Below are 13,764 nucleotides of genomic sequence, written 5' to 3'. Positions count from 1 at the left end.
CATCAAACTTCTAATCATCATGAAATGTTATACCTATTTATTGGTACTCTTTTTGGTTCCTATTATTTCTACTGCACAAGATTCTACAGGTACAGTTAAAAAACGAATTTACACTACAAAACTACTTAATAATGCCGAAGGATTAACAATTAATGGTTTAATTGATGAACCTGGTTGGGATGTGGTAGAATGGGCAGGTGATTTTATTGAAAATGAGCCTGATGAAAATACGCCTCCAAGTCAAGAGACTAAATTCAAAATTGTATATGATCAGAAATATCTATATGTAGCGTATCGATGTTATGATACCGAACCAGATAAAATAGAAAAAAGACTATCGAGAAGAGACGGTTTTGCTGGGGATCGTATTACACTTATCTTAGATACATATCACGATAAGAGAACAGCGTTTTCTTTTACTATAACAGCGGCAGGAGTGAAGGGGGATGAGTTTGTTTCGCGAAATGGTGATAACTGGGATAGTAGTTGGAATCCAATATGGTATGCAGCAAGTAATATAGATGATGAAGGGTGGACCGCAGAAATAAAAATACCTTTAAGCCAGGTAAAATTTGGTAAAAGCAAAGAACAGGTATGGGGGCTTCAGGTAAACAGACTGTTTTTTCGAAAAGCTGAGCGATCAGTTTGGCAACGAATCCCTAGAGATGCTCCTGGATTTATAAGTGAATTTGGAGAGTTGCATGGTTTGATTAATATCGAAGCGCAAAAACAATTAGAAATCCAACCATTCGCAGTGACACAATTTGATACGTATCCTGAAGAAGAAGGAAACCCGTTTAGAGATGGTGAAGATTTTAAATTAAATGGAGGATTGGATGCTAAAATCGGAATCACAAATGATCTAACTTTGGATCTAACTGTAAATCCGGATTTTGGGCAAGTTGAAGCTGATCCGGCTGCTATTGCATTAGATGGATTTCAGATTTTCTTTAGAGAACAACGACCTTTTTTCGTAGAAAATAAAAATATTTTTGATTACCGTTTTGCTAATAATCAGGATAATTTATTTTATTCTCGTAGAATTGGAAGAAGCCCGCAAGGTTCAATCTCAGGAATTGATAATGAATTTATAGATAAGCCCACTAATACCACAATTCTTGGAGCTGCAAAGTTTAGCGGAAAAACCAAAGATGGATGGTCTATTGGTATTTTGGAGAGTGTAACTTCTAGAGAAATTGCCAAAATTGAAGATGAGAATGGAAATGAAAGAGAAGCTATTGTAGAGCCATTAACCAATTATATGGTAGGTAGGGTACAGAAGGACTTTAATCAGCGTAACTCATTTATTGGTGGAATTATTACAGCCACTAATCGAAATCTTGGAGACACTTTTGATATAGATGAGGATGATCCAAATACAGATGAGACATCAGAAGTAGCAGGAACAAGAGAAAATAATCTTAATCTTCTTCGGAAATCTGCATACACAGCAGGATTAGATTTTAGACATAACTGGAAAGATAGAAAGTATTTTGTAGAAGGTAATATTGTAGCTAGTCATGTTGAAGGTTCTGAAGAAGCTATCGAAAATACTCAGAATTCACTCACACATCTTTTTCAGCGTATTGATGCAGATCATGTAAACTTAGATCCTAATCGTACTTCACTTACCGGAACTGGTGGTAAGCTTAGAGGAGGGAAATCCGGAGGTGGAAATTGGAGATATGGAGGAGGAATTTATTGGCGTTCTCCAGAATTAGAATTAAATGATATCGGTTTTTTACGACAAGCAGATGATATTAGACAATTTGCAAACCTTCGTTACCTCTTTTTAAAACCTACCAAATTTTATAGAAGAGCTAATCTTAGATTTAACCAATCATCAGCATTTGATTTCGAAGGTAACTATAATCGTATTGAATACGTTTTAGGAGGAAATATTGATTATAAGAACAATTGGTGGACCGAGGTAGAAATGATTCATAAACCTCGAATTTTTACCAATACAGTTCTGCGTGGTGGTCCTCGTTGGAGATTCTCTGAAGAAAATATAGGAGTGTTGTTTTTTGGATCAGATCAAAGAAAGAAATTTAATTTTACTGTCGGTCATGTAAATTCATGGACGAAGCAGAATAATTTTTCTTTCAAAAGATACGTGTTAAGACTTAGGTATCAGCCATTTAATTCGTTTAGTATGTCTGTGAATCCAGAATTTGTACGACGCCGTAGTAAAACACAATATGTTACCGATGTTGATTTTAATGGTACACCGAGATATATAACCGCTAACATTGATCAACAAACTCTAAGTGCGAGTATACGATTAAATTATAGTATTAATCCGAACCTTACGATTCAGTATTATGGACAACCGTTTATATCTCGAGGGAGGTATACAGATTTCAATAGTGTTAATAATCCAATTGCAAAAGATCTTAATGAACGTGTAACATGGTATGATCAGGATCAGATTTCGTTTGCAGATGATGAGTATTCTGTAGATGAAAATAGAGATGGTAATGTAGATTATACTATTGACAATCCTGATTTTGCATTTGTTCAGTTTCGTTCTAATCTAGTGTTGCGTTGGGAATATATTCCTGGTTCCGAAATATTTTTGGTATGGTCACAAGGGGTTACCGGAGATGGAAATGCTACTGATGATCTATTTAAAAGTTTGGATAATCAGATTCTGAATCAGCAGCCAGAGAACACATTTTTAATTAAAGCAACATATCGCTTTGTATTGTAAAGTTTCTGAAAAAGTTTTTATACAATAAATAATATTAAACGTATTTTGCGACAATATAGAATGTCGTAATATGAAGTATTTTTATGTTGTATTAACTCTGGTTTTTTTAGTGGCTTGTACTACGTCAAAACCTAAAGAAAGAGTTGTTGTATTTGAGGAGAAACCAGAAGTATCAAAAAAGGATTCTATATCTTTCTTTTTAGAACATTATGAAAAGTTTTTTGCTACTAATTTTAATGTTTCAGAATGCCCTGGAGCAGCAGTCGTGGTGGTTAAGGGTGATGCTGTTATTTATAAAAGGGGCTTTGGGGTAAAAGAAATTCATACACAGGATTCTGTAGATGTAAATACAGTCTTTAGAATCGCAAGTTTATCCAAGGGTGTGACGGCAGTTTTGGCAGGAAATTTAGTAGATCGTGATGAATTACAATGGGATCAAAAAGTTAGGGAATCAGTAAAAACATTTAGTTTAAGAAATAGTGAACAGGCAGATCGACTTAAAGTAAATCATTTATTATCACATACAACAGGACTTTATCCCTATACATATACCAAGCTTATACAAAAAGGTTGGTCTTTAGAACAAATTATCAGGAATTTTAAAAGAAAAGGAGTTGTATCCAAAGAGGGCGTAGATTACGAATATCAAAATGCAATATTTTCGGTTATTGAAAAAATAATGGAAAACCAAACCGAGAAATCGTTTGAAACCCTTCTTAAAGAGAGGGTATTTGATCCGGCAGGGATGCGTACAGCATCAAGTACATATTCGGCAATAAAAAAGAATGATAATGTAGCTTTACCACATAAGTATAATCATTATTCAAACAAATACAGGGTTACAGAGATTCATAAAAATTATTATAATGTAGCTGCTGCAGGAGGAATTAATGCGTCAATCTCTGATATGGGAGAGTATTTAAAGGTGTTGTTGGGATATCGTCCAGATGTTATATCAAAAGAAAGTTTGAGTGATATTTTTAATCCTATTATTTGTACTAGTGATGAAGATACCTATGTTAATCTGTGGGATGGAGTAACAGATTCATATTATGCAAAAGGTTGGCGAGTTTTGGATTATAGAGGCAGAAGAGTAATGTATCACGGGGGTAATGTAAATCAATATAAAACACAATTGTTAATTGATCCAGATAATAACATTGGTGTTTGTGTGTTATTTAATGGTCCCAATCCATTTAATGGACCGGTGATTCCTACTTTTTTAAATTATTATGATTTTTATAAAGAAATAGGTCAAAATCAATAGGTGAAATGATCTTTAGTTTTGACCGGCTTAACTTTTAATATTTGCTGAAATGAACTTAAAATTTTTATTTTTTTTAGCTGTATTTGGACTCACATCCTGCTCTTCTAATGATGATTCTGGGGATGTAAAGCTTCCGATATTTGGCACTTACAAATTGGTTACATATACTACTAATCCTACCTCGGATATCAATAATGACGGAACAACATCAGAGAATCAAACATCAGAGACCGATTGCCATGATAGCTCTTTTCTTACTTTAAATGATGATAATACATTTAAAGGAAAGCTTACTTTTCTTGAGTTGGAATCGGATACTAATGGAGTGGAAACACAAAATATAGAATGTTTTTCAGAAGATATAACCGGAACTTTTGTGCGTGAAAATGAAACTGTAACATTATCATATACATTTGATGAAGTAGAAAAAACCCTAGTGCTAACATTGGTAAATAATCAAATAACTTCTAAAAAGATGGATATTGATTTATTGACTAGAGATGATAGTAATACTTTGGTTTTTGTTGACGCTACCCTGATATTGGTTTTTGAAAAATAAAATAAGTAAAACAAAGAGCCCCTAGAGGTCATCAATACCTTTAGGGGCTCTTTGTTTTACATTGAATTTTCTACACTGTTTTAAATTGATATTTTTAATAAGCTTCTAGCCAGTCTTTACCCAATCCAAGATCTACATCTAATGGTGCCTCTAAAGTATAGGCATTTTTCATTTCGGTTTTGATACTTTTTAATTTGGTTTTGGAACTATTTGCTTTTAATTTTTTGTGCAATCACACCAGAAGATATTGTAACTGAAATAAACTTTTAGGCTAGTTTTATCTAAAAATAACAACAAATGATTTTTTGCGAAAAATTTTGTTTGTAATTTTATATGAACAAAACAGAATAGCATTTATAGTTTGTTAAGATTCTTGCATGTAAAAAGTATCGGTTGTTCAAATTTTGTAAAGTTATTTATAGGGAGATAGAAGAGAGTTATTGTAAAGAAAAATATTTTAAACAGTAATATTTTAAGCTGTTAAGGATACTTTATTTCAATATTGTAAACTTTTAAAACCTAAATAAATTATGAGAAATTTAAAACCAGTATTTTTTACAATTGTCATTTTGTTGATGGGAAAGATTTATTCCCAGGATCACAATTATGCAGAAGCACTGCAGAAATCACTATATTTTTATGACGCAGAAAAATCCGGAATTGGTATTACCGGCGGACGTTTGGAATGGAGAGGGGATTCTGAAATCGAAGATTCTAGAATCCCATTAGACGGTAGCCTAACCAACCTATCGGATAGTTTTATTGCAGAATATAGAGAGATTTTGGATCCAGACGGTAACGGAACGATGGATTTAAGCGGAGGATATCATGACGCCGGAGATCATGTAAAATTTGGATTACCCCAAAGTTATGCTTCTTCTACTTTGGAGTGGGCTTTTTATGAATTTAAAGAGGCCTTTAATGTAATAGGAGAAAGAGCTCATATTGAAGAGATTCTTCGATGGTCTTCAGATTATTATTTAAGAAGTACTTTCAGAAAACCAACAGGAGAAGTTATTGCATTCTGCTATCAGGTAGGAGAAGGTAGTGAGGATCATAATTATTGGGGACCGCCAGAATTACAATCATCAGAAGAATACCCGCGTCCAGCTTATTTTGCAACAGAAGAGAGTCCTGCAAGTGATCAGGCTTCTGGTGCAGCTGCGTCATTAGCTTTAACCTATCTTAATTTTAAAGAGGATGATCCAGATTATGCCAAGAAATGCCTGGAAACAGCAGTTGCTCTATATGAATTTGCTGTTTTGCATCGAGGGAACGGTTATTCTGGAGGGTTTTATAATTCATCATTTGATGAAGATGAGCTTTCCTGGGCGGCTATATGGCTTCATATTGCTACTTCAGAACAAAAATATCTTTTAGATATTATAAGTGTTGATGCAAATGGGAGATATACAGGCTGGCTGAGTAAAATAATAGCATCTGTTCAAGATAACTGGCAAAACATTTGGGTACATTCTTGGGATACCAAATGGGGAGGTGTGTTTGCAAAACTGGCCCCTGTCACCAATAGTGATAGAGATTGGTATATGTTTAGATGGAACTTGGAATATTGGTCAGGAATTCCTCATCAGGATAGTGGTGATGGGGCTTATCTTGCAAAAAGCCCTGCAGGGTTTTCTTTTTTAAATGCATGGGGAAGTGCCAGATATAATGCTGCCGCACAATTTCAAGCTCTTGTGTATAGAAAATACACAGGAAGAACAGATTTTTCAGATTGGGCTAAAACTCAAATGGATTATATATTAGGTGATAACCCTTTAAAAAGGTCATACTTAGTAGGGTATTCTGATAATTATGCAGAACATCCTCATCACCGGGCTGCACATGGATCATCAACAAATAATATGGATGTTCCCGAAAAACATAAGCATATTTTGTGGGGAGCATTGGTTGGTGGACCGGATTCCTCAGATAATCATATAGATGAAACCTCAGATTATGTTTATAATGAAGTTGCAATTGATTATAATGCAGGCGCAGTAGGAGCACTAGCTGGGCACTATTTTTATTATGGACAAGGTGATTCTCCTATTCAGGATTTTCCTCCTAAAGAGCCTAAAACAGATGAGTATTTTGTAGAAGCCAAAGTTGAACAGGAAAATAAAGAACGATCACAAATAACAATAGCTATAAAAAATGCTACTGTGCATCCCCCTAGAATGATTGACGATATAAAAGTTCGTTATTTTTTTAATATTTCAGAGCTAATTGAACAGGGGCAAAGTATTGAAGATGTTTCAGTTGAAATATACTATGATCAGAGTGGTTTTGAAGGAAAACCCACCAAAGTAAGTGAAATTTTAGCCTGGGATATGGCTAAAGGAATATATTATGTAGAGTTTGATTGGGCCTCAAATTATTTTTATGGTTCAAGATCAATTCAGTTTGCGTTAATATCTCGTCAAGATGATAACTGGACTAGCCATTGGGACCCATCTAATGACTATAGTAGGCAAGAAATAAATTCGGATAGTTATTTAAAAACAACTTATATGCCTGTTTATGTAAATGATAAGTTGTTTTTTGGAACCGAACCAGATGAAGGAAATAATAATAGTCCTGTAGCAAAAATTAAAGCTTCTCAAACATCTGGGACTGCTCCGTTAAGTATTGTTTTGTCTGCAGAAGATTCTTTTGATCCGGATGGTGATGAAATTACTTATTTGTGGAAACTACCCAATGGGGTTACAAGTACAGAAAAAGAGATTGCCACTACATTTACAGAATTTGGGAAATATGTTGTGGAGCTAAAAGTTTCGGATCATGAAGGCCTTAGTGCAGAAGCTCAAGTTACGATTACTGTAACAACAGATACAGGAGGGAATTCGTGTTGGTTAGATTTTTTTCAGGTTCCGAGAAATACTTCTTTACCTTCTACTAGTCAGAGTAAGGAATTTAAATCAATCCATGTTTTAGGTAAGGATATAGCATTAGATAATGTAGTAAACTTTTCTTTTAATTGGGATGTGATTAATAATGGGTTATATCAATTTGCATTAAATACAAACAATGGAACCCCAAGTTGGTATGTAGACCTTTTGAGTAATATTGAACATTCTTTTGGTCAAGATAGGCCAAAAATTACCATTTCAAATTCTGGTTTGGCAGGTTTAGATAATACGTATTATCCAAATTGGTATGGAAGCTCATTTGTTCTAGTGCAGACAGAAGGGGATTATGCTATCTTATTTAGTAATTCTGATGATAAGCCAGATTGTGGTTTAAGTAAATTCCAGAATACTTCGAATTTACTAAGTAGTATAGAAGTGGTTCCAAATCCGTCAAAAGATAAAATTACAGTATTAAATACGCGAGAAATTAATGAGTTTGAGATAACTGATATAATGGGAATAAGAATCGAAAAGAAAAGGTTTGATAATCAAAATTCTTTCGAGTTAGATGTTTCTCAATATCAATCAGGAGTATATTTTGTAATATATGAAAACAAGTTTGGGGGTATTCAATATAAGAAGTTTGTGAAAAATTAGATCAGATAAATAGAGTTGTATTATGGCTGTAATTTAGATTAATCGAGTTTCGATTTTTTGAAATTAATAAAAAGAAATGACTCTTGAAAAGTAAAGAAGCCTGAAAAATTTGTTAAATCTAATTTTTCAGGCTTTGATTTTTTAGCTTTTTATTATTGAAATGGTTTCTGGTAAAAAAACAAAGAAAATTAATGAGCTTCTAGCCAGTTGTTACCTAATCCAAGATCCACATCTAATGGTACCTCTAAAGTATAAGCATTTTCCATTTCGGTTTTGATTAAGGTTTTTATAGTTTCTAGTTCAGGTTTAAAAACATCAAATACCAATTCATCATGAACCTGAAGTAACATTTTGGTCTTGTAGTTTCCTTCTTTCAATTTTTTATGAATATTGATCATTGCGATCTTGATAATATCAGCTGCACTTCCTTGAATAGGAGCATTTACTGCATTTCGTTCTGCTGCACCACGAACAATTGCATTAGCAGAGTTAATGTCTTTTAGATATCGGCGTCTTCCTAAAACTGTTTGTACATAGCCATTTTCTCTTGCAAAATCTACCTGCTCACTCATATAGTTACGTAGCTTTGGGTAGGTTTTGTAATACGTATCGATTAATTCTTTGGCTTCACTTCGCGAAAGACTGGTTTGATTACTTAATCCAAAAGCCGAAACACCATAAATAATACCAAAGTTTACTGTTTTGGCATTACCACGCTGCTCTCTGCTAACATCTTCTATAGGAACATTAAACACTTTTGCAGCTGTCGAAGCGTGGATATCTTCTCCATTTTTAAAAGCCTCGATCATGGTCTCTTCTTTACTTAAAGCAGCAATGATCCTTAATTCTATCTGAGAATAATCTGCCGCTAGTAGTGTGTGTTCTTCATTTCTGGGAACAAATGCTTTTCTTACTTGTCTTCCTCTTTCTGTACGAATAGGGATATTCTGTAAATTAGGATTATTAGAACTTAGACGTCCGGTAGCAGCCACTGTCTGCATATAATCTGTATGAACGCGCCCGGTATTTTCATCAACCTGTGCTGGTAATGCATCAACATAGGTGCTTTTTAATTTAGATAAACCACGAAAATCTAATATATTTTGAATAATCTCATGGTCCTTTGCTAAGTAAGATAATACATCCTCTGCAGTAGAATATTGTCCTGTCTTTGTTTTTTTGGGTTTATCTACCAATTTCATTTTTTCAAATAATATAACACCCAATTGCTTTGGTGAAGCAATATTAAACTCTTCTCCAGCTGCTGTATAGATCTTTTGCTCTAATGTTTTAATATCGCTATCTAGTTCTTCAGAAAGAGATTGTAAAAAGTCTTTATCTAGATTAATCCCTTCGACTTCCATATCTGCTAGAACTCTTAGTAACGGAATTTCAATATCCTTAAACAAAGAAACCGTTTTAGCTTCAGTAAGTTCTGGTGCAAAATGTTCTTTTAGCTGAAAAGTAATATCTGCATCTTCTACAGCGTATTCGGTTTGTTTGTCAATTGGTACTTGTCTGAAGGATAACTGATTTTTACCTTTTTTACCAATCAATTCGGTAATAGAAACAGGGGTGTAATTGAGGTAGGTTTCGGCAAGTACATCCATGTTGTGTCTCATATCCGGATTAATGAGATAATGCGCTAACATCGTGTCAAATAGCGTTCCTTTGACCTCGATATTATATTTTGCCAGAACTTTGATATCATATTTTAGATTCTGACCAATTTTTGTAATATGTTCGGCTTCAACGAAAGGTCGTAGTTGTTCGATCAACTCTTGTGCCTCGTTACGATCTTCGGGAAAAGGAATATAAAAACCTTTTCCTGCTTCCCAGGAAAAAGCAATCCCTACCAGCTCTGCAGTTAGTGGGTTAAGACCTGTGGTTTCAGTATCAAAACAAACATTCTCTTGTTTTAATAAATTCTGAAGGAATAACTTCATTGCCATTCCCGGGGCAATACTTTGATAAAAATGCTCGGTATTAGTGATTGTTTTTCTACTGGAAAAAGAAACGGCTTCACCAGATTCCTCTGCTTCGCCAAATAATGAAAATTGACCTGCTCCGGCTTGTGTTGTTTTCTTTTTTGTAGCAGAACTGCTTGCAGCTTGGGCAGATGTAGTTGTTGCTTCTCCCGAAAAAATCTTAACAAACTGATCTGCAAGTCTTCTAAACTCTAACTCTTCAAAAATCGTGTGTACTTTTTGTGCATCAGGTTTTGTGAGTTCATAATCATCGGCATTAAAGGTTACATCGCAATCTAAAATAATGGTTGCAAGTTTTTTAGAAAGAAGGCCTAATTCTGCATTTGCTTCTACTTTTTCTTTCATTTTTCCTTTTAGCTTATCAGTATTAGCTAATAAGCCTTCCATAGAGCCGTATTCTGCCAGGAATTTTTTAGCAGTCTTGTCGCCAACACCTGGTAGTCCAGGGATATTATCAACAGCATCCCCCATCATACCGAGGTAATCAATAACTTGCTCTGGTCGTTCTACTTCAAACCTTTTTTGTACCTCTGGGATTCCCCAGATTTCGATTCCATTTCCCATTCTGGCAGGACGGTACATAAAAATATTCTCAGAAACTAATTGCGCATAATCCTTATCAGGAGTAACCATATAGGTTTGATATCCTTCTTTTTCAGCTTGTTTGGCGATGGTACCAATTAAATCATCTGCTTCGACACCAGCCCTTTCTATAATAGGAATGTGCATAGCCTTTAATATTTCCTGAATTATGGGTACAGCTATTTTAATGGCTTCAGGAGTTTCATCACGATTAGCTTTGTACTCAGGAAAAATTTCTAATCGATCTTTGCTCCCTTGTTTGTCAAATGCAACAGCCAAATGATCAGGTTTTTCTCTTTTTATAACATCAAATAAAGAATTTACAAAACCTAAAACTGCAGATGTATCCTGCCCTTTTGAGTTAATTCTCGGGTTTTTAATAAGTGCATAATACCCTCGAAAAATAAGAGCGAAAGCATCCAGAAGAAAAAGACGTTTTTGTGACATGATGTAAGTTAAATTTTTAGAAATGCAATATAAAAAGAAGATTAATCAAATTAGTGTCAAAAACTATAATAAATATAAAAAGAAATGCCGTCAAAAACTGACGGCATTTCGCCCCAAAATAAAATTGATAACAATGTATCAACTGCTATAAATACGATAGTAAATTTTATATATAGTATATGATTTTTTAAATTGTAATTAAGCCCTAAAAAGGAATATGAAACGAAGTTACAAATAAAAATCTTAGTTCTAAAAGAAATTGTTAAGATTTATGCCCGATAAAGACATGATTTTAACGCTTTTCGGTCACAAAATTTATTTATCGTTAATTTTTACTTAAAAAATAGCTGCAAATTAAAAAGGAGGAATAGCTTTGTTCAATAATAAAACTGTAAAACAAATTATGCGTTGGTTAATTCCTATAATTCTATATATACTTATTGAAACTTATGCATATCAAGCCATTCGAACTATCACCAAAAATCAATGGGTACAAATAGGATATGTGGCATTGTCATTACTTATTTTAAGTTATGTGATTTATGTTTTTGCTAATTATGACCGTAGTGTTGGTCCAACTAAGTACACATTACGAGCTAGTGCTCTTTTGTTACTCACGTTGGTGCCTAAATTAATTATGGTGTTGTTTTTATTTGGAGAAGATATCATTAGAGTTTGTGTGGCGGGATATAATTATCTTACCAACACTTTTTTTGAAGGTACAGCCACTCAATATTTTCCGGACCGAAGAAAATTTATAAGTCAATTAGCGCTGGGTATTGCTGCAATACCTCTTGGAGGATTGTTACATGGTATTTTTAGAGGGAAATATAATTTTAAAGTGATACGTCATGTATTGCATTTTGAAGACCTTCCTGCTGCATTTGATGGGTTTCGGATTACACAAATTTCAGATATACATTCTGGAAGTTTTGATGATGTTGCTAAAATTGAATATGCTGTGGATTTAATTAATGAACAAGAAACAGATTTATTGTTATTTACCGGGGATATTGTGAATACTGTAGCAGAAGAAATGGATGACTGGATAGATACATTTAAGCGTATTAAGACGCCCAGGTATGGTAAATATTCTGTTTTAGGAAATCACGATTATGGAGAATATGTTACTTGGGACAGTCAGGAGGAGAAAGATGCAAATTTTGAAGCAATAAAGGAAGTTCATACTAAAATCGATTTTAATCTGTTACTTAATGATAGCACTTTTGTAGAAAAAGATGGTGAACGTATTGCTGTAATAGGAGTAGAGAATTGGGGGCATAATTTTAAGAAAGCTGGTGATTTAACAAAAGCGTCTGAAAAGGTGACCAAAGAAGATTTTAAAGTGTTGTTAAGTCATGACCCTTCACATTGGGAGTATGAAGTAAAGAAACATTCGGATCATTACCACCTTACGCTAAGTGGGCATACACACGGATTTCAATTTGGGATTGAAATTCCCGGATTTGTACGATGGAGTCCAGTGCAATATGTATATAAGCAATGGGCAGGTATGTATGACGAAATGGGAAGATATCTGAATGTAAATCGAGGTTTTGGGTTTCATGCTTTCCCAGGACGGGTTGGTATATGGCCTGAGATTACAGTTATTGAACTGAGAAAAGGATCTAAAGATGCTTAATTCGCAGAAAGTGTTATATTTACAACTGTTTAATGGCCGATTATAAAAGGCCCAAACATAAAAGTTTTTGAACATGTCAAAGTTTGGAGATATAATAGGTATTGAAGTTCCTGTTTTATTAGACTTCTTTACCGAATGGAATGAGCCCTCTCTGGCAATGCACCCTGTGTTGAAGGATGTAGCCGCAGCACTTGGAGATAAAGGGAAAGTTATAAAGATCGATGTAGATAAGAATGAAGAGTTGGCTACAGCTTTACGTATTAAAGGGCTTCCTACATTAATGATTTATAAAGAAGGTGAGATGGTTTGGAGACAAAGTGGTGAGCAAGATGCTAATACACTAATAGGTCTCATGAAAGAGTATGTTTAAAACCTAATGGTGTCAAAAACATATCCTCTCTTGGTAAAATAGTCTAAAACTTCTGGTAGTGCGGTAGTAAGGTTTTTTGAGGCTTTTATGCTGTCATGAAAAACAATAATGCTTCCCTGTTGTGCATTTTGGAGCACATTTTGTAAACATTCTTCTGGAGATATTGTTTGTTCCCAATCTTTCGATAATACATCCCAAAGTATAATTTTATATCCTAACTCTTCTAGTGCTTTAAATTTAGTATGGCTTATTTGCCCATATGGCGGTCTAAATATCTGTTGTATGTCTTTGTTGGAGGAATACTTCTGGATTAGATTTTGGCAATCTATAGTGTTGTTAATATACATATCCAGGCTGGTTTTCCAGGCTTTTAAGTGATTCATAGTGTGGTTACCTATAGTATGACCTTCTGATAGAATCTGTCGAAAAACCTCGGGATGTTTTCTAATGTTATCACCAATACAAAAAAAAGTTGCTTTGGCATTATATTGATTTAATTGTGTCAAAACAAATTCTGTAACACCTGGTATAGGACCATCATCAAAAGTTAAATATAGCTTCTTTTCATTATTTGCATAAAAATCCCAAGTGTAATTTGAGAAAAGCTGTTTGATAACTTTAGGAGTTTTATTTGGGATTATTTGCACCATGAGTATACTAAAAAAGTGAGCCTCAAAAAGACTCACT

The 13,764-nt window shown here is 34.1% G+C and carries 9 protein-coding genes; 6 read left to right on the top strand and 3 right to left on the bottom strand.

Translation table 11 applies throughout. The annotated features are described in order from the left end of the window. The first annotated feature begins 19 nt into the window (after positions 1-19). The 3 genes from DG435_RS22330 (at position 20) to DG435_RS22320 (ending at position 4,539) form a co-directional block, all read left to right on the top strand. Positions 20-2,713, top strand: a complete 2,694-nt coding sequence (locus tag DG435_RS22330; RefSeq protein ID WP_106791958.1) for a DUF5916 domain-containing protein — start codon at positions 20-22, stop codon at positions 2,711-2,713. 70 nt (positions 2,714-2,783) lie between these two features. Next, the gene (locus tag DG435_RS22325) at positions 2,784-3,980 is read left to right on the top strand and encodes a serine hydrolase (RefSeq protein ID WP_106791959.1); all 1,197 of its coding nucleotides are present in this window, start codon (positions 2,784-2,786) and stop codon (positions 3,978-3,980) included. Positions 3,981-4,029: 49 nt separating this feature from the next. After that, positions 4,030-4,539, top strand: coding sequence for a hypothetical protein (locus DG435_RS22320; protein ID WP_106791960.1), 510 nt, complete (start codon positions 4,030-4,032; stop codon positions 4,537-4,539). A 94-nt stretch (positions 4,540-4,633) separates the two neighbouring features. Here the strand turns inward: DG435_RS22320 and DG435_RS25870 are convergent, their stop codons facing one another. Beyond that, the gene (locus DG435_RS25870) at positions 4,634-4,771 is read right to left on the bottom strand and encodes a hypothetical protein (protein ID WP_199852653.1); all 138 of its coding nucleotides are present in this window, start codon (positions 4,769-4,771) and stop codon (positions 4,634-4,636) included. 298 nt (positions 4,772-5,069) lie between these two features. Between DG435_RS25870 and DG435_RS22310 the strand changes: the two genes are divergently transcribed. After that, a complete protein-coding gene (locus DG435_RS22310) occupies positions 5,070-8,048 on the top strand; it encodes a glycoside hydrolase family 9 protein (protein WP_106791961.1) in 2,979 nt (992 codons plus the stop codon). Positions 8,049-8,236: 188 nt separating this feature from the next. On the opposite strand, the gene polA is transcribed toward DG435_RS22310, so the two are convergent. After that, positions 8,237-11,068, bottom strand: a complete 2,832-nt coding sequence (polA, locus tag DG435_RS22305) for a DNA polymerase I (RefSeq protein ID WP_106791962.1) — start codon at positions 11,066-11,068, stop codon at positions 8,237-8,239. A gap of 400 nt (positions 11,069-11,468) precedes the next feature. Between polA and DG435_RS22300 the strand changes: the two genes are divergently transcribed. Both DG435_RS22300 and DG435_RS22295 read left to right on the top strand, forming a co-directional pair. Next, positions 11,469-12,707, top strand: coding sequence for a metallophosphoesterase (locus tag DG435_RS22300; protein ID WP_106791963.1), 1,239 nt, complete (start codon positions 11,469-11,471; stop codon positions 12,705-12,707). Positions 12,708-12,780: 73 nt separating this feature from the next. Continuing rightward, a complete protein-coding gene (locus DG435_RS22295) occupies positions 12,781-13,077 on the top strand; it encodes a co-chaperone YbbN (protein ID WP_103069911.1) in 297 nt (98 codons plus the stop codon). Here DG435_RS22295 and DG435_RS22290 read toward each other — a convergent pair. Next, positions 13,074-13,727 (bottom strand): polysaccharide deacetylase family protein, encoded by a 654-nt coding sequence (locus tag DG435_RS22290; RefSeq protein WP_106791964.1) that lies wholly within the window; start codon positions 13,725-13,727, stop codon positions 13,074-13,076. The two genes, DG435_RS22295 and DG435_RS22290, sit on opposite strands and share 4 nt — an antisense overlap. Positions 13,728-13,764 lie beyond the last annotated feature (37 nt).

The sequence above is a fragment of the Aquimarina sp. Aq78 genome, assembly GCF_900299525.1.
Classification (GTDB): Bacteria; Bacteroidota; Bacteroidia; order Flavobacteriales; family Flavobacteriaceae; genus Aquimarina.
The sequence above is the reverse complement of the archived record's forward strand: the minus strand, read 5'-3'. Positions and strand labels throughout refer to the sequence as shown.

Excerpts from the sequence above, each read along its gene's own strand:
- DG435_RS22300 (WP_106791963.1), top strand. The coding sequence starts at position 11,469 with ATGCGTTGGTTAATTCCTATAATTCTATATATACTTATTGAAACTTAT.
- DG435_RS22310 (WP_106791961.1), top strand. The coding sequence starts at position 5,070 with ATGAGAAATTTAAAACCAGTATTTTTTACAATTGTCATTTTGTTGATG.
- DG435_RS22295 (WP_103069911.1), top strand. The coding sequence starts at position 12,781 with ATGTCAAAGTTTGGAGATATAATAGGTATTGAAGTTCCTGTTTTATTA.
- DG435_RS22325 (WP_106791959.1), top strand. The coding sequence starts at position 2,784 with ATGAAGTATTTTTATGTTGTATTAACTCTGGTTTTTTTAGTGGCTTGT.
- DG435_RS22290 (WP_106791964.1), bottom strand. The coding sequence starts at position 13,727 with ATGGTGCAAATAATCCCAAATAAAACTCCTAAAGTTATCAAACAGCTT.
- DG435_RS22330 (WP_106791958.1), top strand. The coding sequence starts at position 20 with ATGAAATGTTATACCTATTTATTGGTACTCTTTTTGGTTCCTATTATT.
- DG435_RS22320 (WP_106791960.1), top strand. The coding sequence starts at position 4,030 with ATGAACTTAAAATTTTTATTTTTTTTAGCTGTATTTGGACTCACATCC.